Origin of the sequence: Microbacterium fluminis, assembly GCF_051549805.1 — a bacterium.
GTDB lineage: Bacteria > Actinomycetota > Actinomycetes > Actinomycetales > Microbacteriaceae > Microbacterium.
In genome coordinates, this window is sequence record NZ_CP196042.1 from 548,550 (window position 1) to 574,240 (window position 25,691).

A 25,691-nucleotide genomic window follows, 5' to 3' on the forward strand; every position below is an offset into this window, starting at 1 on the left:
CCTCGTCAGAGCCGCTTCTCGTAGAAGACGCGCTCGAAGCCGCCGTCGCCCCGACGGTGCGTCTCGACGTAGCCCGTCCGTTCGTACAGCGCCTGGTTCTCGACCATGACGACGTGCGTGTAGAGCCGGACGATCGGCAGCCCGAGGTGATGGGCGCGCTCCTCGGCGTGCGCGAGGAGCTGCCGTCCGATCCCCCGCCCCTGCAGGTCGGGGCGGACGGCGATGTTCTCCAGGAGGAGGTGGTCGCGGCGCGCGACGAGCACGAGGTACCCGCCGACGCGCGACCCGACCTCCGCCACCCAGACCTCGGCGTCGCGGATCGCCGCGGCGTAGTCGACGTCCATCGGACCCGGCCGCAGGCCGGGAGGCATCCGCTCGAGATACACCTCGTAGGCCGCCTGGGCGGTCTCCGTCAGCGCCGCGGCGTCGCCGACGACGGCGCGTCGCAGAACCGCAGTCATGGCCGCAGTGCGGCGAGGATGCCGCGCACGTCCTCCGTGTCGAACTCGTCGGTCGAGGCGGCGAGCTCCTCCGGCGAGAACCAGCGCACGTCGACGATGTCGCCGCGCTCGCTCTCGGTCCAGTCATCGGTCGCGACGGCGAACCGCGGCGTGCGCAGCACGAAGTAGGTCGCCTCGCGCACCTGGTACTCCTCGGCGGGCGGGAGGTCGATGCGCCGGAACGCGACCGGCTCGCCGAGCGCCGTCACGCGGTGTCCGGTCTCCTCGAACAGCTCGCGGACCGCCGCGGCGGGCGCGTCCTCCCCCGGATCGATGCCTCCGCCCGGGGTGAGCCATCGGGCCGGAAGGGTCCGGCGACCCCAGTGCGTCTTCATCAGCAGGATCGCTCCCGCCTCGTCGAGCACGAGGATGCGGGCGGTCGCGCGCGTGCGCGGGCCACCGGCATCCGCCGCATCGGAATCGGTCGCGCTCACGCTCAGACCTTAGCGGGGCTCCACTCCGACACGGCGTCCAGGCGCGCGATCTCATCGGCGGTCAGGTCGATGCGGGTGCTGGCGAGCAGGTCGGCGACCTGCTCGACCCGCGATGCGCTCGCGATCGGAGCGGCGACGGTCGGCTTCGCGCGCAGCCAGGCGAGGGCGGTGGCGGCGATGGATGCCTCGTGCCCGCGGCCGATCTGCTCGAGCGTGTCGACGATGGCGAGACCCTGCGCGGTGGCGTACTTCGCGGCGCCGCCGGCACGCGGCGAGGATTGGCCCGCGGCATCCGTCGTCCGGTACTTGCCGGTGAGGAATCCGCTCGCCAGTGCGTAGTAGGGCACGAGGCTCAGGCCGAACTCCTCCGCGACGGGCACGATCGTCTCTTCGACGTCGCCCCGGTGCACGAGGTTGTAGTGCGGCTGGATCGCGACCGGCAGCGCCGAGCCCGCGGCCTGCGCGTAGCCGACCCACTCGCGGATGCGCGCCGCGGAGTAGTTGGACACCGCCGTGTAGCGCACCAGCCCGTCGGCGACGAGGTCGCCGAACGCGGCGACGGTCTCCTCGAGCGGGACGGACACGTCGTCGAAGTGGGCGTAGTAGAGGTCGATCGTGTCGACGCCGAGGCGCTTCAGGGATGCCTCGGCGGCCGCCCGCACGTTCGCGGCCGAGAGCCCCTTGAAGTCGGGGTGCTGGCTGACCTTCGTCGCGACGACGACGTTCGACGGCTTCCGCGTGGCCAGCCACTCGCCGATGATCGTCTCGCTCTCGCCCCCGCTGTGGCCGGGGACCCACGCGCTGTACCCGTCGGCGGTGTCGATGAAGTCGCCGCCGCCGGCGTGGAACGCGTCGAGGATCTCGAACGAGGTGTCGCGGTCGGCGGTCCAGCCGAACACGTTTCCGCCGAGGGCGAGGGGGAGGACGTCAAGGGAGCTGCTGCCGATTCGGGTCATACGGGTGGAAACGCGATCGGGCGCGGATTGTTCCGACCGAGGCGGAACCATGACGAACGGCTACGCCGCACGGCCGGCGAGCGCGACGAGCGCGTCGCCGGTGAGCCGCTGGCTCGTCCACTCGCTCTGAGGCTGCGCGCCGAGTGAACGGTAGAACGCGACCGACGGCTCGTTCCAGTCGAGCACCGTCCATTCGAGCCGGCTGTAGCCGCGCGTGACGCACACGTCGGCGAGCGCGGCGATGAGGGCCAGGCCGTAGCCGCTCCCGCGCTGCTCCTCCTCGACGTACAGGTCTTCGAGCCAGATCCCGTGCCGGCCCGTCCACGTGGAGTAGGTGAGGAACCAGATCGCGATACCGACGATGCGCCCGTCGTGCTCCACGACGTGGCAGAACGCGCGCGGGTCGTCGCCGAACAGCGTCGCCGCGAGCGCCTCGATCGTGTTGTCCACCGCGTCGGGTTCGCGCTCGTAGTCGGCGAGCCCCTGGATGCAGTCCAGGATGCCGCGCTCGTCGCCGGCGCGGGCCCCGCGCAGGGTCGCACCACCGGGAAGCTCTCGCGACGTCATGATCCGAGCGTACGGGTCGCTCATCGGACCCCGGTCACCGCGACCCCGAGCCATTCCGCCAGGTCGTCGATCTCGGCGCGCACCATGTCCATCTCCTCCGGCTCGAACGGGAGGAACTCGTGGATGGCGTTGACGCGCAGGACCTCGTTCGTGCGATCGACCTCGGCGTCGAGCATCCCGACGAATCGATCGCCCAGCAGGATCGGATGCGCGAAGTAGCCGTATACGCGCTGCGGTGCGGGCTTGAACTGCTCGAGCACGTAGGTGAACTCGAACAGCTCCTGCAGGCGGCGCCGATCGAACAGGAGGCCGTCGTACGGGTTGAGGAAGGCGACGCGCCCCTCGGGCTCGTCGTCGAGCGCGGTCAGGGCTTCGGGATCGACGCGGAATCTCACCGTGCTGCCCTCGACGACCGCGGGCTCTCCCGTCTCTTTGCCGACACCGCTCCACCAGTGGTGGGGGCGGGCGATGCCGGACGCCTGCAGACTGCGCTCCTCGCGCAGCCGGGCGGCCTCGTCGTCGCTGTACTCCGGCAGGCCCGCCGGGTAGACGCGCTCGGCGAGGTCCCAGATGCGGGTGCGTCCCTCGCGGCGCACGATCGCGACCTCGCCCTGGCGCAGGAGGAAGTCGAGCATGTGCGGAACCTGGTTCTTGCCCGACCAGCCGTCGGGCGCGCGCTCCACCTGCGCGGTGTCGGGGATGGCGGACGCCGCCAGCGGACCCTCGGCGCGCAGCCTGGCGAGGACGTCGGTGCGGAAGCGATCGTTCGCGTCCAGCCACTCCCGGCTCGAGGCAGGCTGCGGCCAGCGTCGCATCGAGGGGAGCATGAGCGGCAGCAGGCTCGTCGGGCGGAACGTGCCGTCGAACTCGAACAGCAGCCGATCGAGCTCGACCGCCCTCTGCAGCTGGCCGTGCTCGTACGACCAGCCGATGCGCGACCACAGCACGGTGTCTTCGCAGGGCGCGATCGTGGCGGTCGGGTCGATCTTGACGTACCCGAGCTGCTCGGCGACCTCGACCACGTCGCCGGGCCGGTCGGCGTCGAGCAGCTGCGCGCGCACCACCAGCCGGCGGGCCTGGTCGCGGGTGAGCCGGTGCGGCGTCATCGCGTGCGGTCGTCGGGCCGGGGATCGAGGGAGCCCGTCTCGACCGGTGCCGTGTGGAGCGCATCGTGCGCGGCGGCGACCTCGTCGGCGCCGCCGGGTTCGGCGGTGCCGCTCCCCCCGCCGGACGGATGCCGGGGCCCGGTCACACCGGCTTCCTCACCCGGTAGCGCACGTGCGTCACCAGGGACGCCGCACGCCCCGAGATCTGCTCGAGCTCGATCTCGCCGACGCCGTCGAACAGGCGGAGCCCACGACCGAGCACCGACGGCGATATCTGGAGCATGAGTTCGTCGACCAATCCGGCGGCGAGGTATGCGTTCGTGGTGGACGGGCCGCCCGCGACGTGGATCGGACGGTCGGGCGAGGCATCCCGTGCCCGCTCCAGCGCGGCGTGGATGCCGTCGGTGACGAAATGGAAGGTGGTGCCGCCGGCCATCTCGAGGGGCTCGCGCGGGTGGTGGGTGAGCACGAAGACCGGCGCGTGGTAGGGCGGCTCGTCGCCCCACCAGCCGCGCCAGTCGCCCGCCCACTCGCCGCGGATGGGGCCGAACATATTGCGGCCCATGATGTAGGCGCCCGCGGAGACGATCTCGGCCATCTCGGCGGCGTTCTCATCGGGCGTCTCGAACATCCAGCGATGCAGCGAGCCGGGCGGGATGTCGCCCATCGGCTGCTCTTCGGTCTGATCGGCGCGCGCGCCGACTCCGTCGAGGGAGACCGACATGGTCGCGATGACAGGCTGCATGCCGCCCACGCTAGTCGCGCCCGTCGACACGCGGAATGCCGCGGCGGAACCCCGAACTCACACGGGCAGAGCGATCTCGCGATCCTGATTCCACGGCTCGGTCCAGCCCAGCTGGTCGAACAGCCCGTTCAGCAGAAGCGCGGTGAAGCCCCAGACGAGGTGCCGACCGGTCGCATGCCGCACGAGGAAGGCCGGTCCGCGGAACTCCTGACCGCCACGGCGGATCACGGTCACCCCTCGGTTGGCGGGAGCGAGCAGGTCGGCGACCGGGGCTCGGAAGACATCCGCCGACTCCGCCTCGTCGACGACGGAGACGGGCGACGGATGCCGCCACCACCCCAGCACCGGCGTGACCAGGTGCCGTGAGAACGCGAGGGGCACCTCGGGGAGCGCGCCGAGCACCTCCACGCCTGCGGGGTCGAGGCCGGTCTCCTCGACCGCTTCGCGCAGTGCCGCGGCGATCGGCCCGTCGTCGCCGGGGTCGATGCGACCGCCCGGGAACGCCACCTGGCCGGGGTGCGCACGCAGAGTGGTGGCGCGGGCGAGCAGGAGCACGTCGAGGTCGCGCGAGACGGCGTCGTCCTCGGCGACGTGCCTGCTGGGCGTGTCGTCGAGCACTCCGAAGAGGATGAGCACGGCGGCGGGTCGCGGATCGGGCACCGACGGGAGCGCAGCCAGCGCCACTCGGGTGCGCTCGTCGCGACGCCCGGCGGCGAGCGCGATCAGCTCGGCTCGCGCACCTCGGAGCGGGGAGTCGGCGGGCACGCCACCCAGGCTACGCGCCCCGGCGGACGTCGGGACGGGGTGCGGACGGAGAGGCCGTCACGCGTAGAAACCCTCGCGGAGGTTGATCCCGTGCTCCAGCCAGGCCTTGAGTGCGGCGAGCATGCCGCTCCAGCCCGAGCAATTGCCGAACGCGGCCTTCGCGCCGGCGGAGGTGGCGGTCCACGACGACTCGGTGATCGTGACGAGCGTGCGCGCACCGTCGTCGATGGGGTCGAACGAGAACGTGACGGTCGTCATCGCCTCGGCGGCCGAGGCATCCCCTTCCCATCGGATGACCAGCCGTCGCGGCGGTTCCGCCTCGACGACCTCGACGGGGAACGCGCCGGGGAAGTCCGCGAAGTCCCACGTGACCTCTGTGCCGGGTTCGAGGCGGCCGCGGGCGCCGCCGGTGGTGAAGTAGTGCGACAGCTGCGACGGATCTGCCACCGCCTCGTACACCTCCGTCACCGGGCGGGCGACCCGTCCCGACACGGTGAAGGACAGCTCGGTCAATTCGATCTCTGGTTCAGACATGTTGTATTTTTACAACATGTCTGATGTCGCGCACAACCCCTCCGTCGAGGGGGACTCCATCGACGACGACCGCGTCTTCAAAGCGCTCGCATCCGCACACCGACGCCGCATGCTCGACGCGCTGAAGGGGGTGTCGCTGACGACGGGCGCGCTGTGCGAGCTCTTCCCCGAGCTCGATCGCACATCGGTGCTCCAGCACCTGCGCATCCTGGAGGCGGCGGAGTTGGTCACTGGGCGCCGGGTGGGGCGCGAGCGCCACCTCTCTCTCGCCCCGTTGCCGATCAAGCGCATCCATGACCGCTGGATCAGCGTCTACGCGCGTGCTGCGGTCGATCTCCTCGACCGTCTCGACGGGGGGTGACCCCTACGGCGTGCGGAGGATCTTCTCCATCGGCTTGCCCTTGGCGAGCTCGTCGACGAGCTTGTCGAGGTAGCGGATGCGGCGCATCAGCGGATCCTCGACCTCCTGCACCTTCACGCCGCACACGACGCCCGTGATGAGCGTCGCGTTCGGGTTCAGGTCGGCGTCGTCGAAGAAGTCCTCGAACGTGGTCTGCTCGTCCAGGTGGCGACGCAGCTCGACGTCGTCGAAGCCGGTGAGCCACGAGACGATCTCGTCGACTTCGGCCTTCGTGCGGCCCTTGCGCTCGGCCTTCGCCACATACATCGGATAGACCGACGCGAAGCTGGAGGTGAAGATCCTGTGCACGGGGGAAGCGTAGCCGCCACAATCGGGTCATGCGCAAGGTCATCGTCAACAACATCGTCTCCATCGACGGCTATTTCTCCGACCCGGTCGGCAACCCGATGGTGCTCAACATGGACGAAGCGTTCAACCGCGCCAATCTCGAGAGCATCGAAGGGGCCGCCGTCGTCCTCCTCGGCCGCGACTCCTTCGACTTCTTCAGCGCCTACTGGCCGTTCATCGCCGACGCCCCCGCGGACCCGGGCAATCCGCAGTTCGACGACGTCAACCGTGCGATCAGCCGCCGCTACAACGTCGTGCCGAAGACGGTGGCGAGCGACCGCGGACCGGTGCCCGCCGACAACGCCTGGCACGACGCCACGACGGTCGTGCCCCGCGCCGACATCGCGGATTGGGTGGCGACAGCCCGCCGGCAGGACGGCGACGGCGACGTCGTGGTGTTCGCCAGCCACGTGCTGTGGAACGCGCTCCTCGCCGACGGACTCGTCGATGAGCTGCACCTGATGGTGAGTCCGGATGCCGTCGGCACCGGGGTGCCGCTGTTCACCGCGCCCGCGCGTCTCGAGCTGATGGAGACCCGACGCTTCGACGGCTCCTCGAACGTGCAGCTGCGGTACCGGATGGCATCCCGCACGTGAGAGTCCTCTCACCGCGACTTCGGGACGTCGTCGCGGCACTGCCGCTGCGACCCCGGATGCGCGTGCTCGAGATCGGGGGTGCTCCGGGCGCCGCGGCGCACGCCGTGGCGGAGCGCGTGGGGCCGCACGGCCATGTGCTCGTCGTGGATCGCTCGGCCGCAGGCATCCGACTCGTGGAAGCGAACTGCGCCGCCGAGATCGCTGCCGGAACCGTGTCGGTGCAGACGGCGGAGGTGCAGGATTTCGCGCTTCCCGAGGGTTTCGCCCGCTTCGACCTGGCGTTCGCGTGCCGGGTCGGGGCGCTCGACGGTCGGCACCCGGAGCTGCGCGATGCCGCCCTCGGATATCTGCGGGAGGCGGTCGTGCCCGGCGGCGCGCTGTACGTCGATACGGGGGCTCCGCTCACCCGGATCCCGCTGTCCTGACGAGGGCGCGCGAGACGGATTCCGCTCCCGATCAGCGCGTTCGCTCTCACGGGGCGTCCAGGAAACTCCCCGGAACCGTCCAGAAACCCCGGGCAGACTCGCGGACTTGTGCCCGCCGCGGTGGGCGCGACGCGCCGACCCGACGGCGCCGAACCCGATACGGAACCGGTCTTTCTCATGCGCTCCCTCACGTCATCCACCCCTGTCCGTGCCGCCAACAGGCGCATCCGTCGCGATACCGAGCGTCGCGCTCGGCGCCGTCCCGCCGTCGTCGCCGCCGGGCTCGCGCTCGGCGTGATGGCCACCGTCGGCTTCGTCGGCACGGTTCCCGTGTCGGGCGCCACGGCCTCCGGCTCGGCCGGCCCGGCCTTCGCGCTGGCGTCGTTCTCGACCCTCTCTCAGCCGGCCGCCGCGACCATGCCGGCGACGGTGACCGGCACCGATGCAGCAGCGGCTCTCGTCTCCGCACAGGCCGTGATCACCGCGGCCGGGACGATCACCTCCGATATCGCCGCGTCGGGCCTGGACATCGGCACGACCGACACCACCGTCGACACGTCCGCGCTGCAGACCGCGGCGGCCCGGCTCGCCGACGGCGCGCAGCACCTGCCCGCCCCGCTCGTGCCGGATCTGACGACGCAGGTGTCGGCCGCGGCCGACACCGTCGCACAGCGCGTGGCGAGCCTTCGCGGCAGCCTCGACGCCGCCGTCGCGGTGAAGGCGCAGCAGGAGGCCGAGGCGAAGGCGCAGCAGGCGGCAGCCGCTGCGGCGGCCGCCGCGAAGAGCTCGTCTTCGTCGTCTTCGAGCGGCTCGTCGTCGAGCACGCCGTTCGCGGCGGTGCCGACCGGCGGCGGATCGGGAGACAACAGCCCGGCGGGTGCGCAGGCGTCGGCGTACGCGATGTTCCCCTCCTACGGGTGGGGTGAGGACCAGTTCGGATGCCTCGTCGCCCTGTGGAACAAGGAATCGGGCTGGAACTACCAGTCCTACAACAGCAGCAGCGGTGCCGGCGGCATCCCGCAGGCTCTTCCCGCGAGCAAGATGGCCTCGGCCGGCGCCGATTGGCAGACCAACGCCGCGACGCAGGTGGCCTGGGGCCTCGGCTACGTGGCGGGCCGCTACGGCACCCCGTGCAACGCGTGGAGCCACTCGCAGTCCACCGGCTGGTACTGACCTCTCTCCGTCACCGGTAGGTCTTCGAGAACAGCGGATGCTTCGGCGTCCGCTGTTCTCGTCTGCGCGAGCGGCCGGCGCCGGACGGTGTCAGGCTGGCCCGATGAGGTATCGCCTGACCCTGCAGTACTGGGATACGGCCTATCACGGTCAGCAGCCCGCATAGATCGATCACGGACCCGAGCGTGGCCGGGGCAGAGTACGGCCTCAGAACGGCGGAGCGTCTCCCGGCGTCGCGGCGAAGACCGGCATCATCCGAAGGTCCGACATCGACACAGAAGGCCCGATCCTCACCCGTAGAGTGATGTCGGCCCTCGCGCCGCCCCGCACCTCATCCCTTCCACGCGACGACGCGTGCTCCCCTCCGTTCCCGACAGGAGCCCCGTGTCCGCCGTCGCCTCCGCGCCCGACGCCCCGTTCCGATACCGCATCGAGCCGACCGTGCTGCAGGCGCTGCGCAGTCCCCGCCTGCTCACCCGCGAGGTGCTCGCCGGGCTGGTCACTGCCCTCGCGCTGATCCCCGAGGCGATCGCGTTCACCGTGGTGGCGGGCGTCGATCCGCGCGTCGGACTGTTCTCGTCGTTCGTGCTCGCCGTCGTGATCGCCTTCACCGGCGGCCGCCCGGCGATGATCACGGCCGCCGCCGGCTCCGTCGCGCTCGTGGTCGCCCCGGTGTCTCGGGAGCACGGCGCCGACTACCTCATCGTCACGATCGCCCTCGCCGGCCTCATCCAGGTGGCCATGGCGCTCGGCGGCGTCGCACGGCTCATGCGGTTCATCCCCCGCAGTGTCATGGTCGGCTTCGTCAACGCGCTCGCCGTGCTCATCTTCGTCTCGCAGCTGCCCCAGCTCATCGACGTGCCGTGGCCGGTGTACGTGCTCACCGCCGCGGGCCTGGGCATCCTGTTCGTCTGGCCGAAGATCACCCGCGCCGTTCCCGCTCCGCTGATCGCGATCGTGCTGCTCACGGCGGCCGTGATGCTCTTCGGCATCCACGTGCCCGATGTGGCTGCGCAGGGCCAGCTCCCCCGCAGCCTGCCCGAGCTGCTCATCCCGCACGTGCCCTTCACGTGGGAGACGCTGCAGATCATCGCGCCCGCCGCGTTCGCCGCCGCCCTCGTCGGTCTGCTGGAGTCGCTCATGACGGCCAAGCTCGTCGACGACATCACCGACACGCACTCGCGCAAGACCCGCGAATCGTGGGGACTGGGCGTCGCCAACATCGCGTCGGCCTTCTTCGGCGGCACCGGCGGCTGCGCCATGATCGGCCAGACCATGATCAACGTGAAGACGGCGGGTGGCCGCACCCGCATCTCCACGTTCCTCGCCGGCGTCTGGGTACTGGTGCTCGTGGTCGCCCTCGGCGATATCGTCGGCCGCATCCCGATGGCGGCCCTGGTGGCGGTGATGGTGCTCGTCTCGATCGCCACCTTCGACTGGCACAGCATCCGTCCCTCGACGCTGCGGCGCATGCCGATCAGCGAGACGCTCGTGATGCTCGTCACCGTCGGCGTCACGGTCTGGACCCACAACCTCGCCAGCGGCGTGATCGTCGGAGTGGTCGTGGCGATGGTGCTGTTCGCGCGTCGCGTCGCGCATTTCACGTCGGTGACCCGGACGGTGCAGGGGGATGCTGCGCGATACGTCGTCGACGGCGAGCTCTTCTTCGCCTCCAGCAACGACCTCACGACGCAGTTCGACTACGCGGCCGACCCGCCGCGGGTCGAGATCGACCTCTCCCGCTCGCATGTGTGGGATGCCTCGACCGTGGCCGCGCTGGACGCGATCGTCACGAAGTACGCCGCACGCGGCACCGCGGTCGAGATCGTCGGGCTCAACGACACGGCCGCGGCCTTCCATGCGCGGCTCAGCGGCGGTCTCGGCTAGGCCCGACGCTCCGGCGGGCGGTCACCCCGCGGCATCCGCCCGCAGAGCGGGGCACGTGCCGCCCGGCGTCGTGGCCCGCTCGAAATGCCAGGTCTCGTTCGCATAGATCTGGCACAGCCCCCACTGGGCACCGTAGGAGATCAGCCAGTACTGCGCGTCGACCGGACCGATGTCGACCGCGTCGCCGGTGACGTGCGAGGAGGTGTCGGGCGAGGCCACCCATCGTCGCGCCTCCTCGAGGCTGCCGTACCGCGCCACAGCCTCGTCGAAGAGCCGCTGCTGGTACGCGCGACTGCGCCATCCACTGGTGACCTCGAGGACGATGCCGTCGGATGCCGCGACGATCCCCGCCTGCACGAGGGCGTCGTACAGGTCGGGGTCGAGGCGGGCGATCGCGGGCAGACCGGTGGAGGTCAGCGGTACGGCCTCGTCGAGCACGCCCTCCGCCGTCGACACCGACAGGCGCGGCCCCGGTGCACCCGCTCCGCCACCGGTGAGGGCCGGGATGATCCCGGACCGCGTGGGCGTCGCGCCGACGGTCGAGACCAGGGCCCCGACCCAGACGACCGCCCCGCCGGCGAGCGCCGCGGCCAGCACGATCGCCATCGCGAACACCGGGAGGCGACGGCGCGACGAACGCGACGGGCTCGGCGACGAGGAAGGCGGGGGCGGCGGAGACGGCGCGAGCGGCAGCGAGGCCGCGGAGGGAGCATTCATGCACCCACTCCACCGAGACGGCCGTTGCCGGTCCGTACGCGGATTCCGATACGCCCGCGATACAGCCCGCGACCTAGGCTGGGGCGCATGCGGGTGCTGATCGTCGAGGATGAGCCGTTCCTCGCCGAGGCGATCCGCGACGGGCTCCGTCTGGAGGCGATCGCGGCCGATCTCGCCGGCGACGGCGACACCGCCCTGGAGCAGCTGTCGGTCAACCGCTACGACGTCGTCGTGCTCGACCGCGACATCCCGGGCCCGAACGGCGACGAGATCGCGCGTTCGCTCGTCGGAACGCCCGAGAGCCCCCGCATCCTGATGCTCACCGCCGCCGACCGCCTCGACGACAAGGAGTCGGGGTTCGAGTCGGGCGCCGACGACTATCTCACCAAGCCCTTCGCGCTCCGCGAGCTGGTGCTGAGGCTGCGCGCGCTGGAGCGGCGTCCGGCCGCCGGCGCTCCCCCGGTGATCGAGCTCGCCGGCATCCGGCTCGATCCGTTCCGTCGCGAGGTGTACCGCGACGGCCGTTACGTCGCGCTCACCCGCAAGCAGTTTGCGGTGCTCGCCGTGCTGATGACCGCGCGAGGCGGCGTGGTCAGCGCCGAGGATCTTCTCGAGCGCGCGTGGGACGAGAACGCCGACCCGTTCACCAACGCCGTCCGCATCACGATCTCGACCCTGCGCAAGCGGCTCGGCGAGCCGTGGGCGATCGAGACCGTGCCCGGCGTGGGCTACCGGGTGGCGGGATGACCCCGGATCGCGCACGTCCTCCCGGGCTCTCGGTGCGGGTGAAGCTCACCCTCAGCTACGCCGGCTTCCTCGTCGTGGCCGGCATCGCACTGTTCGCCGTCGGCTTCTTCCTGCTGCGCTACATCCCCGACGGCAACCTGTGGCTGAGCGACGGCGGGTTCGTGCCGTCGCGCACCGACCTGCTCGAGGTGTTCCTGAAGTACGCGTGGTGGGCGATGGGCGGCCTCGTCGTCTTCGGCCTCGTCGGCGGGTGGCTGCTCGCCGGCGTCGTGCTGCGGCCTCTGGAGCGCATCACGGCCGTCGCCCGCTCCGCCGGCGACGGCGATCTCGACCGGCGCATCGACCTTGCCGGACCGCGCGACGAGCTGACCGACCTCGCTGATGCATTCGACGCGATGCTCGGCCGCGTGCAGCGCACCCTCGACGAGGAGCGTCGGTTCGCGGCGAACGCGTCGCACGAGCTGCGGACTCCGCACGCGATCATCCGCACCCTCGTCGAGGTGGGTGAGGCGGACCCGGCCGGCCGCGACGTCGACACCCTGCTCCGGCGCATCGGCACGACGAACGACCGCGCCATCGCGCTCACCGAGGCACTGCTGCTGCTCGCCCGCGGCGGCGGCTTCGACGCCCGACCGGTCGACCTCGCGGCCCTCGTCGACGAGGCGGTCGACGAGAACCGGACGGATGCCGCGGCCCGCGGCATCCGGACCCATCTCGCCGTCGAGCCCGCCGTCGTCTCCGGCGAGCGGACGCTGGTCGCCCGGCTCGTGTCGAACCTCGTCCGCAACGCCGTGCTCCACAACGTCCCGGACGGAGACGTGTGGGTCAGTGTCACGACGGATGCGACGACGGATGCCTCGGCCGTGGTGCTGACCGTCCGCAACACCGGCGCTGTCATCGCCCCGATGACGGCGGCGACCCTCACGGAGCCGTTCGTGCGCGGCGCGGGTCGCACCCGCACGGCGGACGGACCGCAGGGATCGGGGCTCGGGCTGGCGATCGTCGCCGCGGTCGTGCGCGCCCACCGCGGCGCCCTCGAGGTGCGACCCCGCGAGGGCGGCGGCCTCACGGTCGCGGCGCGTCTGCCCCGAGCGTAGACACGCGCATCCGCCGCTCAGGCCGCGGCGCGCTTCGCGCCCCTCGCCCGCCGTGCCGCGCGTACCGCCGCCCGCACGGCCACGGCCGCGGCGACGCCGATGATGGCTCCGACCGTGTTCCACAGCACGTCGAGAGGGTCGGGCACGCGCCCGGGGATGCGCGACTGGGCGAACTCCACGGCGAGCGACAGGGCCAGCCCCGCGGGCACCGCCAGCGGCCACAGACGGCCCAGCATCAGTGAGAGCGCGATCCCCAGAGGGACGAACAGCAGCGCGTTGAGGCCGTTCTCGATCTCGGTGTAGGTCCAGTCGACCAGCATCGGCGCGACCGCCTCCATGAACGCACCGCGCGCCGGGCCCACGTAGCGCTGCGGGGCCAGCGTGAGCGCGAGCACGGCGCCGCTCGCCACGGCGGCGGCGAGCAGGCGCGGGCCGATCGACGAGGCGCGGAGGCCGGAACGAACGGCACCGCGATGGTCGGGGCGGGGGCGGGTGAGGGAGGTCATGATCCCATCCCACGACGGGCGATGTTGCGAGAGCGTATGCGTCGGTCCGTCATGTGCGCGAGGCGCGCTTGGTCCGCGGCATCCGGCCTGTCATGATGTGCTTCGACAGCGGCATTCCCGACCGGAAGGCATCGATGGGCGGACTCTCGCGGCGCGCGTTCCTGGGGCGGACGGCGCTGATCGCCGCGAGCCTGGGCATTCCCGCCGACCTCCTGCGCACCACGATCGCGAACGCCGCCGCACCGAGCGCGACGAGGACCGCCGACATCCCCACGACCCTGCTGCAGACGATCCTGCGCGGCGCGGTCCAGCAGGGGAGGTACCGCGGGCTCGCCACCGGCCCCGGCGAGGCGTACGTCCCGAGACTCGACGTGCTGAGAAAGCGAGCGGATGCCTCGCGCACCGCGCGACGCCGGTCGCTGCTGTACCTCGGCCACCTGTCCGACCTGCACGTCATCGACGCCCAGTCGCCGGCGCGCATCGAGCCCATGATCGTGCAGGACCACGCCGCCTGGGGGTCGGCCTTCCACCCGCACGACCCGCTCAGCCCGCATACGACGGCCGCGATGGTGCGGGCGTTCTCCGACGCCCGGTACAGCCCGCTCACCGGCGCGCCGATGGGCGCCGCGGTGGTGACCGGCGACAGTGCCGACATGCACTCGCACCTCGAGCTGCGCTGGTACATCGACATGATGGACGGGATGCCGGTCGATCCGGCCTCGTCGGGACCGACGTACCAGGGTGTGCAGGCGTGGTCGCAGGCCACCTGGGCGTACCGTCCCGGCGACCCGACCGGCGGCGACTTCGGCGACTACGGCTTCCCGCGGCTGCCGACCCTGCTGGCCGATGCGATCGCGAACCCCGTCGTCTCCCCCGGCCTGCCCGCGCCCTGGTACGCCGTGTACGGCAACCACGACACGCTGCTCCTGGGCACCTTCGACCTCAGCCCGCAGCTGCACGCCCTCGCGACGGGCGACCGCAAGTCGTATGCGTTCGAGGCGACGGCCTCCTCGATCCTCAACGGCTACGCCTCCAGCGGCAGCGCGATCCAGCAGGCGCTCGACGCCATCGGCATCTCGCTGGGCATCGGACGGCCGGGGTTCGAGAAGGTGACCGCGAACCCCGAGCGCCGGCTGTTCGAGAATCGCGAGTTCATGGCCGAGCACTTCCGCACCGAGTCCGAGCCCGGACCGGTCGGCCACGGCTTCACACAGCACAACCTCGACAGCGGCGAGACGTGGTGGACGGCCGACCTCAGCCCCTCCGTGCGCGCCCTGGGTCTCGACACGTGCAACGCCGTCGCCGGCCCAGACGGTGCGGTGCCCGACGTGCAGTTCCAGTGGCTGCGCGCCGAGCTGGAGCGGGCGCAGACCGAGCAGAAGCTCGTGCTCCTGCTGAGCCACCACAACAGCGTCACGCTCGAGAACACCGCGCAGCGCCCCGGTCAGGACGAGGTGCTGCATCACGCCGACGAGCTCGTCGACCTTCTGCTGCAGTATCCGGTGGCGATCGCGTGGCTCAACGGCCACACGCACATGAACCAGATCCTCGCGCACACGTCGGCCACCGGCGGGTTCTGGGAGATCACGACGGCCTCGTGCATCGACTTCCCCCAGCAGCAGCAGGTGGTCGAGATCGTCGACAACCGCGACGGCACCCTGTCGCTGTTCACCACCGTGCTCGACCACGCCTCCCCCGTCGTCCCCGGCTCGTCCGGCGGTTCGCTCGACCTCGCCGCGCGCGCCCGCGAGTTCGCCGCCAACGACTGGGCCGAAACCCCGGCGATGCGCCGCGGCTCCCCCCTCGACCGCAACACCGAGCTCCTGCTCCCAGCGCCGTTCGATCTGGAGACGATCACGGATGCCGCGCTCGAGGCGCAGCGGATCGCCGAGCGCGCCCGACTCCTCGCCCACGAGCAGCGATCGGGCGCGGGATCATGAGGCGGCTCCGGGCCGGTGCGGTCGGCATCGCGGGCGTCGCCCTCCTCGTCGCCCTCTCCGGATGCTCGCAGGTCGCCGCGATCGCCCCGGTCGGCGGCAGCCGGCTCGCCGAGACCCGGTTCGCCGCGAACGACCTGCTCGTCGGGGCGGGGATCGACATCCGCACCGCACCGGCGTGCACCCAGGCATCCGATGCCACCATCACCTGCGAGGGCGACACGTTCGACGGCACCGCGATCCTGGTGACCGCCCCCGGGTCCTCCCCCGACGACCTCGAGGTGACCGTCGGATCCGACACCCTCTACCGCGGGTCGCTCAGCGCCGTCTACGACAAGGCCGCGGACGGGACGGCGACGAAGTGAGGGGCGGGACGTCGCAGGGTATGTCTCGGAGCGCCGGATGGCTCGTGCTCGCCGTCGCGTTCGTCGTCGGCGCCGCGCTGCAGGGGCTCACCGCGACACCCGGCTACGCGGGATTCGACGGCGCGTTCTGGGCGGTCGCGGTCGCCTCGCTCGTGCTGCTGTGGCTCGAACTGGCCGTGGTGACCGCCGCGGCGGGCGCGACCGCGGGGCTGCGACCCGCTCCTGTCCGCACCCTCGCCGCGACCGGGCTCGTGGCGCTCGGAGGCGGGATCCTCGCGGTGGTCGTTCCCCTCGCGCTGCCCCTGTACGTCGTCCTCGCCCTGTGCGTGCTCCCCGGCGCGGCCACCGAACGGCAGCCGCACCTCGGATTCGCGACCTTCCGCTACGCGCCGCTGCGTGCGGTGCTCGCGGTCATCGTGTCGCTCGCGGTGTCGATCCTGACGTGGGTGGTCGCGTTCGCGAGCGGACTGTTCCTCACCGGAACGATCGGCGGGATCGCGATGTGGCTGTGGTTCGGGATCGCCGGGGGTCTGCAGCTCGTGTGGTGGTCGCACCTGCTCGTGCGCGCGCGGACGAGGGCGACGGCATCCGTCAGCCGTTGATGATCGTGCTGAACGCGAACACGATGATCAGCGCGTTCAGGAAGAAGCTGATCGTGGTGTGCCAGATCACCGTCCAGCGCATGCGGCTCGTCATCACCTGAACGTCCGACACCGAGAAGGCGGTGGCGTTCGTGAATGCGAAGTAGACGAAGTCGACCAGGCGGGCAGCCGGTGTGCCGTCGGCGGCCTGTCCGGGGAACAGGAGCGGTGAGGTGCCGCCCGCCGCGACCGCCCGCCGGTGGGCGCGGTCGTAGATGCGCGCGTAACCCCAGTGGAACAGCGCCCACGACAGGAGCATCGCGTACACCGCGACGAACTCGATGAATCCCCGCCAGGCGGGGTCGTTGCGCAGCACGAGGATGAGCGCGACCGCGATCAGCCCGACGAGGCTCGAGAAGAACGTCGCGAACTGCGAGATCCAACCCACGATTCGGTTCCCGTCGAGATGCTGCACCCATCGCGGCACGCGATCCCCGCCGCGGCGCACGCTCACCGCCACCGCGATCACGGAGGCCAGCCAGTAGACCGAGCCGAGGGCGCACCAGGCGAGCAGATAGTCCACCATCGACTCGCTGTCGCCGACGGCGATGATCAGCAGCACGCCGAGCCAGATCAGTGCGAGCTGCACGAGCAGATCGACCGCCCGCACCACGACCGCTGTGACCACGATCCCTCCTCGGCTCAACGCTAGCGGGCGACGGCGGGCGATCCCCGCAGCCCGAATGCGGCGCACGCCATCGCGAGCACCACCAGCACCACCACGGCGACACCGACGCCCACCCACCCCGCTCCGGCGAACACCAGGCCCAGCATCCAGCCGAACAGGCTCGACCCTGCGTAGTAGCCCAGGTAGTACAGGGCCGACGCCTGGGCTCGGGTGTCCGGGCTCGACACCGCCGGCGCCCATCCCGACGCGACGGCGTGGGCGGCGAAGAATCCCGCCGTGAACAGCACCAGCCCGACGAGCACCACGACGATCGTCGGCACGAGGGTGAGCGCCGCTCCGGCCGCCATCGCCGCGCTCGCCACCAGAAGCACGCGCAGGCGTCCGTGCCGGGCCGCGAGCGTGCCCGCGAGGGGCGAGGCCACCGTGCCCGCGAGGTAGGCCAGGAACAGCAGGCTGACCACGGCGAGCGGGATCGAGAACGGCGGCTGCACGAGCGCGAAGCCGAGGTAGTTGTACAGCGCGACGAACGCCCCCATGAGCAGGAAACCCTGCGCGTAGAGGGCGAGCTGCCGACGGGAGCGGAGGTTCACCGCCAACCGGTGCAGCAGCGACCCCACCGGCTCGGCGCGGCGGTGCAGCGGCACGAATCCCCGCGCCCGCGGCACCAGCATGAGGAACAGGACGGCGGATGCCACGCACACCGCTGCGACGGCGACGCCGCCGGGGCGCCACCCGGCCAGGTCAGCGACGATTCCCGAGACGAGCCGACCGACGAGTCCTCCGACCGTGGTGCCGGCGATGTAGCTGCCTGCCGCCGCGGCGGCGTGGCCGGCGTCGATCTCCTCGTTGAGGTAGGCCAGCGCGACCGCCGGCACGGCTCCGAGGCCCACCCCCTCCAGCAGCCGCAGCACGAGGAGCGTGGTGAGGTCGGGGCTGAACGGGGCGAGCAGACTGCAGACCGTTGCGGCGACCATGCCGATCGCCATCGCCGGCACGCGGCCGATCCGGTCGGCGACCGCCGACCACGGGATCACCGTCACCGCCAGCGCGAGGGTCGACGCCGACACCGCGAGCGCCGCCGTCGCGGGAGCCACGGAGAACTCGATGGAGAGGAAGGGGAGCACCGCCTGAGGCGCGTACAGCTGCGCGAAGGTGGCGACACCCGCGAAGAACAGACCGACGAGCAGCCGACGATACGCCCGATCGCCGGGCAGGTGCCCTGTGAACGCGCCGGTCGTCATCACCCCCACGCTATCGCGCGGCGGTCAGGTCGCTGGGGCGTCGCGCCGATCAGCGACGCGCGAGCTTGCGCAGGGCGCCCCGCTTGTGCGCGGCCTCGGCATCCGTCTTCTCCGACCGCACCAGGTAGGCCGGGTCCTCCTCCGACGCCGTGAAGCGCTGTCCCGCGAACTCGAAGTCCGATGTGCGGATGCGGACGACCTCACCACGTGTACGCCCCTGCGACGTGTCCCAGCTCACGCGATCCCCGACCGTCAGCTCCGCTCGTGCCACGATGACCTCCTGTCGGCCACGGTATCGACACGGGCGGACGTCCGCGGAGGGGTTGCGTGCACGCGACATGTCGCTAGCACCGGCCGATGAGGCGGGCAATCCCCCTCACGGACGGCCGTGGCGCGCCTACCGTCGAAGAGCACTCCGATCCGCGAAGGAGGCCACCGTGGCCACGACCAGCACGACGTCGAACAGCACTCCCACCGCTCCGCGCAACAAGCGCCGCGCCGCGCGCGGCGGCACCGGTGCCGAGCTCACGAAGGAGCAGAACGCAGAGCGGGGCTTCCAAGCCTCGGAGACGCTCAGCGACAACCTCCAGCGTGTGCTCGTCGACCTCATCGAGCTGTCTCTGCAGGGCAAGCAGGCGCACTGGAACGTCGTCGGCACGAACTTCCGCGACACCCATCTGCAGCTCGACGAGATCATCGATGCCGCCCGCGAGTTCGCGGACACGGTCGCCGAGCGCATGCGCGCCTTGCACGCCCTTCCCGACGGGCGCAGCGACATCGTCGCCGAGACCACCACCCTGCCGGAGTTCCCCCAGGGCGAGATCGCCACCAGCGAGGTGGTCGACCTGATGACCGAGCGACTCGACGACGTCGCCACCACGTGCCGCGACGTGCACGATGCCGTCGACGAGGAAGACCCCACGAGCGCTGACATCCTGCACGGGATCCTGGAGCGCGTGGAGCAGCTGTCGTGGATGGTGAGCGCGGAGAACCGCACCCCGCGGCGACGCTAGCGTTCAGAGTATGGCGAACGACTGGAACGACCGCATCATCGACGAGTTCCGCAGCAACGGCGGGCAGGTGCAGAATTTCGGCGACTCCCTCGTGCTGCTGCACCACACCGGTGCGAAGAGCGGCACCTCGCGAGTCTCGCCCGTCATGGGTCTGCGCGATGAGCAGAGCGGCGGATGGCTCATCGCCGCGTCGAAGGGCGGCGCGCCCGAGAACCCCGCGTGGTTCCACAACCTCGTGGCGCACCCGGATGCCGTCATCGAGACGCCGCACGACGGCACCGTCGATGTGCGGGCGGAGGTGCTGCACGGTTCCGACCGCGACGCCGGCTGGGCGCGCTTCACCTCCGCCAGCGACGGCTTCCGTCAGTACGAGCAGCGCACCACCCGCGTGATCCCGGTCGTGCGACTCACGCGACGCTGACGCCGATCCCGGTTCGGCGGCGACGGATGCCTCGGCCCGAGGCATCCGTCCCGTTCGGCTACTGCGACTCGGCCTTGCGCCCGCCCGCTTCGAGCACGTCGCCGGAGGGCAGCTCCTGGTGGCCGCCGAACTGCAGGCGCATCGCGGACAGCAGCTGGTTGGCGTAGTGGTCCTCGCCGCGCGAGGCGAAGCGCTCGAACAGCGATGCCGCGAGCACGGGCGCCGGAACGCCCACGTCGACGGCGGCCTTGACGGTCCAGCGGCCCTCGCCCGAGTCGGACACGCGCCCCGCGAGGCCGTCGAGCGTCGGGTTCTGCGCGAGCGCCGCCGCGGTGAGGTCGAGCAGCCACGAGGAGATCACCGACCCGCGACGCCACAGCTCGGCGACAGCGGGGGTGTCGATCGTGAACTGGTAGAACTCCGGCTCCTCGAGCGGTGCGACCTCGGCCGAGTGCTCGGCCTCGCGCACCCCGGCGTCCGCGTTCTCGAGGATGTTGAGGCCCTCGGCGAGCGAGGCCATGATGCCGTACTCGATGCCGTTGTGGACCATCTTCACGAAGTGCCCGGCGCCCGACGGACCGCAGTGCAGGTAGCCCCGCTCCTCCGGCGTGAGATCGCCGGTGCGACCGGGCGTGCGCGGGATGTCGCCGGTGCCGGGCGCGATCGTCCGCAGGATCGGCTCGATGCGCGTGAACGCCTCATCGGGACCGCCGACCATGAGGCAGTACCCGCGCTCCAACCCGAAGACGCCGCCCGACGTGCCGATGTCCACGTAATGGATGCCGGCGGGCTTGAGCGTGGCGGCGCGTCGCACATCGTCGCGGTAGTTGGAGTTGCCGCCGTCGATGATGATGTCGCCGGGCTCGAGCACGGCCGCCACCTGCTCGACGACCTTTCCGGTCAGGCCCGCCGGGATCATCAGCCACACCGCGCGAGGCGCTTCGAGCGCCTCGACGAAGTCGGCGATGTCATGGATGCCGGTGGCCCCCTCTTTCGCGAGGGTGTCGACGGCCTCGGCGTTGACGTCGTAGACGACGCACTCGTGGCCGTCGGCCATGAGCCGACGCACGATGTTCGCGCCCATCCGGCCGAGTCCGATCATTCCCAGCTGCATGGCGCTCCTCCTGTCGCGGGCCCGCCGTGGGGGCGCCGATCCACGGGAAGTCTAGAGGGGGTCACAGACCGAGCACGGTGAGCGCGGCATCCATCTTCCGTGTCATGAGGTCGTAGCCGGAGTCGTTCGGGTGCAGCCCGTCGGACGCCATCTCGCCGTCGCGGCCCTGGATCCAGGACGAGGCGCCGGGGATGTAGTCGGCGCCGATCGATGCGGCACCCTCTCTCACCCAGGCGATGATCTGCTCCAGCGCCGGCGGGCGGACGGCGGTGTACCAGAACGGCTCGACGACGATGAAGCGGGCATCCGGCAGCGCATCGTGCAGGCGCGTCAGATCGGCGCCGATCTGCTGGTGGATCTCGTCGGCGGCGCGGTCGTAGCTGAACGCATCGTTGAGCCCCATCGTGACGAACACGATGTCGGGATGCGCCGCGATGACCTCGCCGGGCAGGTCGTGGCGTGCATCGCGGTGGTTCACGAACCCGAGCCCGTTGACGCTGGGGTTCACCTCGCGCCACCCGCGCTCCGCGCTGATGCGGGTCGACCAGCGCTTCGACGGGTCGGATGCCCCGGTGCCGAGCGTGTAGGAGTCGCCGTAGAACGCGACGATGGGTCCGTCTCCGGGCGGCACCGTCGACGACGGTGCCGGCGCCCCGCACGCGGCGAGCGCCGTCGCTCCGAGTCCCACGGCGAGCGCGGCCGCCCAGCGTCGTATCCTCCGCATGCGTCGCATCAGCCGCCTCCCCTTCCATCTTCGGGGCCGGGCGCCGATCGGTTGGCGCTCCGCGCGAAACTCTTCACGTCGAGACATCACTCTCGACGTGAAGACAGCGCCCGTGCTCGGCGCCGAGCACCGCCGCATACTGGGCCCATGAGCACCGGGACGGTGGGGTACAGCGCGATATCGAACTACAGCCGCGTCGAGCTGCTCGCGGTGCTGGCCGACCGTGCGACGTGCACGATCGCGGAGCTCACCGCCGCCACGCGCCTGCACGCCAACACCGTGCGCGAGCACCTGCAGCGTCTCGAGGCCGACGGGCACGTCGTGCGATCCACCGAGCGGCGCACCACCCGGGGGCGCCCGCGCGTGCTGTACCGCGCGGTGCTCGGCGACCCGGAGGTCTCGAGTCCGATCGCGCGACGCAAGGCGCGGGATGCCGCGGCCCGGGGCGACCTGATGCGCCGGGTGCTCCCCGGCACGGCGCCGGCGGCATCGCTCGGCACCGCCGCCGTTCACCAGCTGGACGCGATCATCGATCACCTCGAGGATTCCGGGTTCGATCCGGTGCTCGACGTCGAGGCGCTGCGCCTGGACGTGACCCCGTGCCCGCACCAGGCTGCGCAGGCCGAGCACCGCGAGACTCTGTGCGCCGTGCATCTGGCCCTCATGCAGGGGGTGCTCGTCGAGGCGGGCGGACCCTTGCGGGCGGTCGCGGTGCGCACGGACGGCCTGCCGAACGGCTGCATCGTGCAGCTCGCGCGCGCCGTCTCGACCACCCAGCGCGACGCCTGATCCCGAGCCGTGTCAAGCCCCCGAGAGGCTCTCGGCCGGCGGGCGTAGCGTGCGAAGCCCCGACGAAAGGCTCGACATGGTCACCGCGATCGCCCTGAACTGCTCCCTCAAGCCGTCGCCCGCGGCATCCAGCACCGAACTCATGGCCACGCAGGTGCTCGATGCCCTCGCCGCGCACGGCGTCAGCGGTTCGCACGTGCGCATCGTCGACCACGACGTCAAGCCGGGCGTCGAGGCGGACATGGGCGACGGCGACGAGTGGCCGCGGATCCTCGAACAGGTGAAGGCCGCCGACATCCTCGTGTTCGCCACCCCCACCTGGATGGGCCACATGTCCAGCGTCGCCCAGCGCGTGCTGGAGCGCCTGGACGCTCAGATCGCGGAGACCGATGACGAGGGCCGCCCGGTGCTCGCAGGCAAGGTCGCGGTCGTCGCCGTGGTGGGCAACGAGGACGGAGCGCACGCGATCATCGCCGACGCCTTCCAGGGCCTGGCCGACGTCGGCTACACGATCCCCGCACAGGGCAGCGTCTACTGGAACGGCGAGGCGATGCACAAGACCGACTACAACGACCTCGAGTCCACGCCCGAGATCGTCGCCACGACCCTGCAGACCGTCGCGCGCCACGCGGCGCACCTGGCGGTCCTGCTGGAGGATGCCCCGTACCCGGCCCCCTGACCTCCTCGGCCGATTATTCACGGCCGGATCCCCTGGCGCACTCGACCGCGCGCGGCGACACTATGACCGCGGGGACACCCGCAGGACACTGTGGTCAGACCACATGGTAGTGTGGTCAGACCACACATGCTGTGCGATCGGAGACCGCCGTGGAGCTGCTCGACCCCCTCCTGCTCGCCCGATGGCAGTTCGGGCTCACCACGCTGTACCACTTCCTCTTCGTGCCGCTCACCCTCGGCATGGCGCTCACCGTCGCGATCTTCCAGACGACGTGGTTCCGCACCGGAGACGTGAAGTGGCTGCACCTCACCCGCTTCTTCGGCAAGATCTTCCTGATCAACTTCGCCATGGGCGTCGTGACCGGCATCGTGCAGGAGTTCCAGTTCGGCATGAACTGGTCGTCGTACTCGCGGTTCGTCGGCGATGTGTTCGGCGCCCCCCTCGCCTTCGAGGGTCTGATGGCGTTCTTCTTCGAGGCCACTTTCATCGGTCTGTGGATCTTCGGCTGGGACAAGCTGCCCAAGGCCCTCCACCTCGCGAGCATCTGGATCGCCACGGTCGGCGCCTGGTTCTCCGCGTACTTCATCCTCGCCGCGAACGCGTTCATGCAGAACCCGGTCGGCTACAAGATGTCCCAGGACGGCCACCGCGCGGAGATGACCGACTTCTTCGCGGTGCTCACCAACCCGGTCGCCCTCGCCGCCCTCCCCCACACCCTGTTCGCCGCGTTCATGATGACGATGGGCGTGATCATCTCGATCTCCGCCTGGCACCTCGTGCGCAGGCAGAACACCGAGATGATGCGCTCGTCGCTGCGCTATGGACTGTGGGGCATGATCATCGCGTTCGCGGGGGTCGCCCTGTCCGGCGACCAGCTCAGCCTCGTGATGGTGCAGACCCAGCCCATGAAGATGGCCGCCGCGGAGGCGATGTTCAACTCCGCGTGCGGAGCGGATGCCTCGTTCTCGATCTTCACGCTCGGCACCCCCGACGGCACGAGCGAGCTGTTCTCGATCCGGGTCCCCTACCTGCTCGCGTTCCTGTCGACGCACTCGCTCTCGGGCTGCGTCGAGGGCATCAACGACCTCAACATGCAGTACACCACCGAGCTCTTCCCGCAGTTCGCCGACCAGGTGGGCGGCAGCTTCGCCCCCGTCCTGTGGGTCACCTACTGGGCGTTCCGCTGGATGATCGGCCTGGGCGGGATCGCCGCGCTGACGGCGGTCGTGGGCCTGTGGCTCACCCGCAAGAAGGCGAAGCGTCCGGTGCCGACGTGGGCCTGGCGCCTCGCGATCTGGGCGTGGCCGGCATCCCTCTTCGCGATCCTGGTCGGCTGGGTCTTCACCGAGATGGGCCGCCAGCCCTGGATCGTGTTCGGTCTGATGCTCACGCAGGACGGCGTCTCGCCGAGCGTGCCCGGCTGGACGGTGCTGATCTCCCTCATCGCGTTCACCCTCATCTACGCGATCCTGGCGGTCGTCGAGGTCGGGCTGATCATGAAGACCGCGCACAAGGGGCCCGACCCGCTGCCCGGGCCCGACGACCCCGATCCGCGCCACCGCGCGGTCGCCGACACCCCCACGACGGTCTACTAGGAGACCACCATGGATCTCGCATACGTCTGGTTCTTCATCGTCGGCGTGCTGTTCGTCGGCTACTTCGTTCTCGACGGGTTCGACTTCGGCGTCGGCATGTCGCTCCCCTTCCTCGGCAAGGACGACATCTCGCGCCGGCAGGTGATCAACACCATCGGCCCGGTCTGGGATCTCAACGAGACCTGGGTCATCGTGGCGGGGGCGTGCCTGTTCGCGGCGTTCCCGGAGTGGTACGCCACCCTCTTCAGCGGCTTCTACCTCGCCCTGCTGCTGATCCTGCTCGCACTGATCGCGCGCGGCGTCTCGTTCGAATACCGCCACCAGCGCGACAGCCTGCGCTGGAAGAAGGCGTTCGACACGATGATCGTGGTCGGCTCCGCCGTGCCGGCGTTCCTGTGGGGCGTCGCGGTCGCGAACATCGTGCAGGGCGTGCCGCTGGATGCCGCCCACGAGTTCACCGGCTCGTTCCTCACCCTGCTGAACCCCTACGGTCTGCTCGGCGGACTGACCACACTGCTGCTGTTCTTCACGCACGGCGTCTACTTCGTCGCACTGAAGACCGACGGGCAGGTGCACGCGGACGCCCGTCGACTGGCGACGCGCTCCGGCATCCTGACCGTCGTCGTCGCGGGCACCTTCCTCGCGTGGACCGTGCTGTCGGCGGCGTCGGCACCGCTGTTCGGTCTCGTCGTGGTGTGCGCGACCGTCGCGGCGCTGCTGCTGGTCGCCTCCGTGGTCGCGAACCTCCGCGACCGGGAGGGATGGGCGTTCGCGTACGGCGCCGGCACCGTCATGCTCGCGGTGCTGACCCTGTGGCTGGCGCTGTTCCCGAACGTGATGCCGTCCACGACCGATCCGGCGCACAGCCTCACGATCGAGAACGCGTCGAGCACCGACTACACGCTCACGATCATGACGTGGGCGGCGGTGATCTTCCTCCCGCTCGTGCTCGCCTACCAGGCGTGGACCTACTGGATCTTCCGCAAGCGCATCACCCGCTCGCACATCGAGAAGGCCGCCGCTGCCGCGCACTGACCCGGC

Annotated in this window: 33 protein-coding genes; 16 read left to right on the forward strand and 17 right to left on the reverse strand. The window is 70.9% G+C overall.

The genetic code is table 11. The features are described from left to right. Positions 1-5: 5 nt before the first annotated feature. The 9 genes from ACSJDX_RS02520 to ACSJDX_RS02560 are packed head-to-tail and all read right to left on the reverse strand — an operon-like array spanning position 6 to position 5,607. Positions 6-461 (reverse strand): GNAT family N-acetyltransferase, encoded by a 456-nt coding sequence (locus tag ACSJDX_RS02520; protein ID WP_438354018.1) that lies wholly within the window; start codon positions 459-461, stop codon positions 6-8. Beyond that, on the reverse strand, positions 458-934 hold the full coding sequence (locus ACSJDX_RS02525) for an NUDIX hydrolase (RefSeq protein ID WP_438354019.1): 477 nt from the start codon (positions 932-934) through the stop codon (positions 458-460). The genes ACSJDX_RS02520 and ACSJDX_RS02525 overlap by 4 nt, the downstream gene beginning before the upstream one ends. A gap of 2 nt (positions 935-936) precedes the next feature. Beyond that, positions 937-1,890 (reverse strand): aldo/keto reductase, encoded by a 954-nt coding sequence (locus ACSJDX_RS02530; RefSeq protein WP_438354020.1) that lies wholly within the window; start codon positions 1,888-1,890, stop codon positions 937-939. A gap of 60 nt (positions 1,891-1,950) precedes the next feature. Next, positions 1,951-2,457 (reverse strand): N-acetyltransferase family protein, encoded by a 507-nt coding sequence (locus tag ACSJDX_RS02535; protein WP_438354021.1) that lies wholly within the window; start codon positions 2,455-2,457, stop codon positions 1,951-1,953. A gap of 20 nt (positions 2,458-2,477) precedes the next feature. Beyond that, a complete protein-coding gene (locus tag ACSJDX_RS02540; protein ID WP_438354022.1) occupies positions 2,478-3,563 on the reverse strand; it encodes a DNA glycosylase AlkZ-like family protein in 1,086 nt (361 codons plus the stop codon). Further along, entirely contained in the window at positions 3,560-3,709 is a 150-nt protein-coding gene (locus ACSJDX_RS02545; protein ID WP_438354023.1) for a hypothetical protein, read from the reverse strand. The genes ACSJDX_RS02540 and ACSJDX_RS02545 overlap by 4 nt, the downstream gene beginning before the upstream one ends. Further along, positions 3,706-4,308 (reverse strand): dihydrofolate reductase family protein, encoded by a 603-nt coding sequence (locus ACSJDX_RS02550; protein ID WP_438354024.1) that lies wholly within the window; start codon positions 4,306-4,308, stop codon positions 3,706-3,708. The genes ACSJDX_RS02545 and ACSJDX_RS02550 overlap by 4 nt, the downstream gene beginning before the upstream one ends. Before the next feature lie 57 nt (positions 4,309-4,365). Beyond that, the gene (locus ACSJDX_RS02555) at positions 4,366-5,073 is read right to left on the reverse strand and encodes an NUDIX hydrolase (protein ID WP_438354025.1); all 708 of its coding nucleotides are present in this window, start codon (positions 5,071-5,073) and stop codon (positions 4,366-4,368) included. 57 nt (positions 5,074-5,130) lie between these two features. Beyond that, a complete protein-coding gene (locus ACSJDX_RS02560; protein WP_438354026.1) occupies positions 5,131-5,607 on the reverse strand; it encodes an SRPBCC family protein in 477 nt (158 codons plus the stop codon). A 16-nt stretch (positions 5,608-5,623) separates the two neighbouring features. Here ACSJDX_RS02560 and ACSJDX_RS02565 point away from each other — a divergent pair, with 16 nt between their 5' ends. Next, positions 5,624-5,968 carry an ArsR/SmtB family transcription factor gene (locus ACSJDX_RS02565; RefSeq protein WP_438354027.1) on the forward strand — a complete coding sequence of 115 codons (345 nt, stop codon included), beginning with the start codon at positions 5,624-5,626 and terminating at the stop codon, positions 5,966-5,968. A gap of 3 nt (positions 5,969-5,971) precedes the next feature. Here the strand turns inward: ACSJDX_RS02565 and ACSJDX_RS02570 are convergent, their stop codons facing one another. Beyond that, positions 5,972-6,316 carry a DUF2200 domain-containing protein gene (locus tag ACSJDX_RS02570; protein WP_438354028.1) on the reverse strand — a complete coding sequence of 115 codons (345 nt, stop codon included), beginning with the start codon at positions 6,314-6,316 and terminating at the stop codon, positions 5,972-5,974. Between the two features lie 29 nt (positions 6,317-6,345). On the opposite strand from ACSJDX_RS02570, the gene ACSJDX_RS02575 reads away from it, so the two are divergent. From ACSJDX_RS02575 to ACSJDX_RS02590, 4 genes are all read left to right on the forward strand, one after another. After that, positions 6,346-6,951 (forward strand): dihydrofolate reductase family protein, encoded by a 606-nt coding sequence (locus tag ACSJDX_RS02575; protein ID WP_438354029.1) that lies wholly within the window; start codon positions 6,346-6,348, stop codon positions 6,949-6,951. Then, entirely contained in the window at positions 6,948-7,376 is a 429-nt protein-coding gene (locus ACSJDX_RS02580; protein WP_438354030.1) for a methyltransferase domain-containing protein, read from the forward strand. The genes ACSJDX_RS02575 and ACSJDX_RS02580 overlap by 4 nt, the downstream gene beginning before the upstream one ends. A gap of 177 nt (positions 7,377-7,553) precedes the next feature. After that, positions 7,554-8,549 carry a lytic transglycosylase domain-containing protein gene (locus ACSJDX_RS02585; RefSeq protein WP_438354031.1) on the forward strand — a complete coding sequence of 332 codons (996 nt, stop codon included), beginning with the start codon at positions 7,554-7,556 and terminating at the stop codon, positions 8,547-8,549. 384 nt (positions 8,550-8,933) lie between these two features. Continuing rightward, positions 8,934-10,436 carry a SulP family inorganic anion transporter gene (locus tag ACSJDX_RS02590; protein ID WP_438354032.1) on the forward strand — a complete coding sequence of 501 codons (1,503 nt, stop codon included), beginning with the start codon at positions 8,934-8,936 and terminating at the stop codon, positions 10,434-10,436. Between the two features lie 21 nt (positions 10,437-10,457). Here ACSJDX_RS02590 and ACSJDX_RS02595 read toward each other — a convergent pair whose 3' ends face one another. Further along, entirely contained in the window at positions 10,458-11,153 is a 696-nt protein-coding gene (locus ACSJDX_RS02595) for a M15 family metallopeptidase (RefSeq protein ID WP_438354033.1), read from the reverse strand. Positions 11,154-11,240: 87 nt separating this feature from the next. Between ACSJDX_RS02595 and ACSJDX_RS02600 the strand changes: the two genes are divergently transcribed. Next, the gene (locus tag ACSJDX_RS02600; RefSeq protein ID WP_438354034.1) at positions 11,241-11,900 is read left to right on the forward strand and encodes a response regulator transcription factor; all 660 of its coding nucleotides are present in this window, start codon (positions 11,241-11,243) and stop codon (positions 11,898-11,900) included. Further along, a complete protein-coding gene (locus tag ACSJDX_RS02605) occupies positions 11,897-12,997 on the forward strand; it encodes a sensor histidine kinase (RefSeq protein WP_438354035.1) in 1,101 nt (366 codons plus the stop codon). Before ACSJDX_RS02600 ends, ACSJDX_RS02605 begins: the two co-directional genes overlap by 4 nt. Before the next feature lie 17 nt (positions 12,998-13,014). On the opposite strand, the gene ACSJDX_RS02610 is transcribed toward ACSJDX_RS02605, so the two are convergent. Beyond that, positions 13,015-13,503 carry a VanZ family protein gene (locus ACSJDX_RS02610; protein ID WP_438354036.1) on the reverse strand — a complete coding sequence of 163 codons (489 nt, stop codon included), beginning with the start codon at positions 13,501-13,503 and terminating at the stop codon, positions 13,015-13,017. 134 nt (positions 13,504-13,637) lie between these two features. Between ACSJDX_RS02610 and ACSJDX_RS02615 the strand changes: the two genes are divergently transcribed. Genes ACSJDX_RS02615 through ACSJDX_RS02625 form a run of 3 tightly spaced genes read left to right on the forward strand, consistent with a single transcriptional unit; the run spans position 13,638 to position 16,407 of the window. Next, positions 13,638-15,443 (forward strand): TIGR03767 family metallophosphoesterase, encoded by a 1,806-nt coding sequence (locus ACSJDX_RS02615; protein WP_438354037.1) that lies wholly within the window; start codon positions 13,638-13,640, stop codon positions 15,441-15,443. Continuing rightward, positions 15,440-15,805, forward strand: coding sequence for a hypothetical protein (locus ACSJDX_RS02620; RefSeq protein ID WP_438354038.1), 366 nt, complete (start codon positions 15,440-15,442; stop codon positions 15,803-15,805). The genes ACSJDX_RS02615 and ACSJDX_RS02620 overlap by 4 nt, the downstream gene beginning before the upstream one ends. Before the next feature lie 20 nt (positions 15,806-15,825). Next, positions 15,826-16,407, forward strand: a complete 582-nt coding sequence (locus tag ACSJDX_RS02625; protein ID WP_438354039.1) for a hypothetical protein — start codon at positions 15,826-15,828, stop codon at positions 16,405-16,407. Here the strand turns inward: ACSJDX_RS02625 and ACSJDX_RS02630 are convergent. Genes ACSJDX_RS02630 through ACSJDX_RS02640 form a run of 3 tightly spaced genes read right to left on the reverse strand, consistent with a single transcriptional unit; the run spans position 16,397 to position 18,586 of the window. Continuing rightward, positions 16,397-17,074, reverse strand: a complete 678-nt coding sequence (locus ACSJDX_RS02630; protein WP_438354040.1) for a DUF1345 domain-containing protein — start codon at positions 17,072-17,074, stop codon at positions 16,397-16,399. The two genes, ACSJDX_RS02625 and ACSJDX_RS02630, sit on opposite strands and share 11 nt — an antisense overlap. A gap of 20 nt (positions 17,075-17,094) precedes the next feature. Next, on the reverse strand, positions 17,095-18,315 hold the full coding sequence (locus tag ACSJDX_RS02635) for an MFS transporter (RefSeq protein ID WP_438354041.1): 1,221 nt from the start codon (positions 18,313-18,315) through the stop codon (positions 17,095-17,097). 49 nt (positions 18,316-18,364) lie between these two features. Continuing rightward, positions 18,365-18,586 (reverse strand): DUF2945 domain-containing protein, encoded by a 222-nt coding sequence (locus ACSJDX_RS02640; protein WP_438354042.1) that lies wholly within the window; start codon positions 18,584-18,586, stop codon positions 18,365-18,367. A 166-nt stretch (positions 18,587-18,752) separates the two neighbouring features. Here ACSJDX_RS02640 and ACSJDX_RS02645 point away from each other — a divergent pair, with 166 nt between their 5' ends. Together ACSJDX_RS02645 and ACSJDX_RS02650 are read left to right on the forward strand one after the other, a co-directional pair. Beyond that, positions 18,753-19,328, forward strand: a complete 576-nt coding sequence (locus ACSJDX_RS02645) for a Dps family protein (RefSeq protein WP_438354043.1) — start codon at positions 18,753-18,755, stop codon at positions 19,326-19,328. A 10-nt stretch (positions 19,329-19,338) separates the two neighbouring features. Next, positions 19,339-19,749, forward strand: a complete 411-nt coding sequence (locus tag ACSJDX_RS02650) for a nitroreductase/quinone reductase family protein (RefSeq protein ID WP_438354044.1) — start codon at positions 19,339-19,341, stop codon at positions 19,747-19,749. 58 nt (positions 19,750-19,807) lie between these two features. Here ACSJDX_RS02650 and gnd read toward each other — a convergent pair whose 3' ends face one another. Together gnd and ACSJDX_RS02660 are read right to left on the reverse strand one after the other, a co-directional pair. Further along, positions 19,808-20,863: a phosphogluconate dehydrogenase (NAD(+)-dependent, decarboxylating) gene (gene gnd, locus ACSJDX_RS02655; RefSeq protein WP_438354045.1), complete on the reverse strand. Its 1,056-nt coding sequence runs from the start codon at positions 20,861-20,863 to the stop codon at positions 19,808-19,810. 61 nt (positions 20,864-20,924) lie between these two features. After that, complete coding sequence (locus ACSJDX_RS02660) at positions 20,925-21,596, reverse strand: SGNH/GDSL hydrolase family protein (protein ID WP_438354046.1); 672 nt, start codon at positions 21,594-21,596, stop codon at positions 20,925-20,927. A gap of 138 nt (positions 21,597-21,734) precedes the next feature. Between ACSJDX_RS02660 and ACSJDX_RS02665 the strand changes: the two genes are divergently transcribed. The 4 genes from ACSJDX_RS02665 (at position 21,735) to cydB (ending at position 25,685) form a co-directional block, all read left to right on the forward strand. Next, the gene (locus ACSJDX_RS02665) at positions 21,735-22,376 is read left to right on the forward strand and encodes a transcriptional regulator (RefSeq protein ID WP_438354047.1); all 642 of its coding nucleotides are present in this window, start codon (positions 21,735-21,737) and stop codon (positions 22,374-22,376) included. Positions 22,377-22,452: 76 nt separating this feature from the next. Next, positions 22,453-23,055: a flavodoxin family protein gene (locus ACSJDX_RS02670; protein ID WP_438354048.1), complete on the forward strand. Its 603-nt coding sequence runs from the start codon at positions 22,453-22,455 to the stop codon at positions 23,053-23,055. 149 nt (positions 23,056-23,204) lie between these two features. Then, the gene (locus ACSJDX_RS02675; RefSeq protein WP_438354049.1) at positions 23,205-24,650 is read left to right on the forward strand and encodes a cytochrome ubiquinol oxidase subunit I; all 1,446 of its coding nucleotides are present in this window, start codon (positions 23,205-23,207) and stop codon (positions 24,648-24,650) included. Between the two features lie 9 nt (positions 24,651-24,659). Next, positions 24,660-25,685 (forward strand): cytochrome d ubiquinol oxidase subunit II, encoded by a 1,026-nt coding sequence (cydB, locus tag ACSJDX_RS02680; RefSeq protein WP_438354050.1) that lies wholly within the window; start codon positions 24,660-24,662, stop codon positions 25,683-25,685. Positions 25,686-25,691 lie beyond the last annotated feature (6 nt).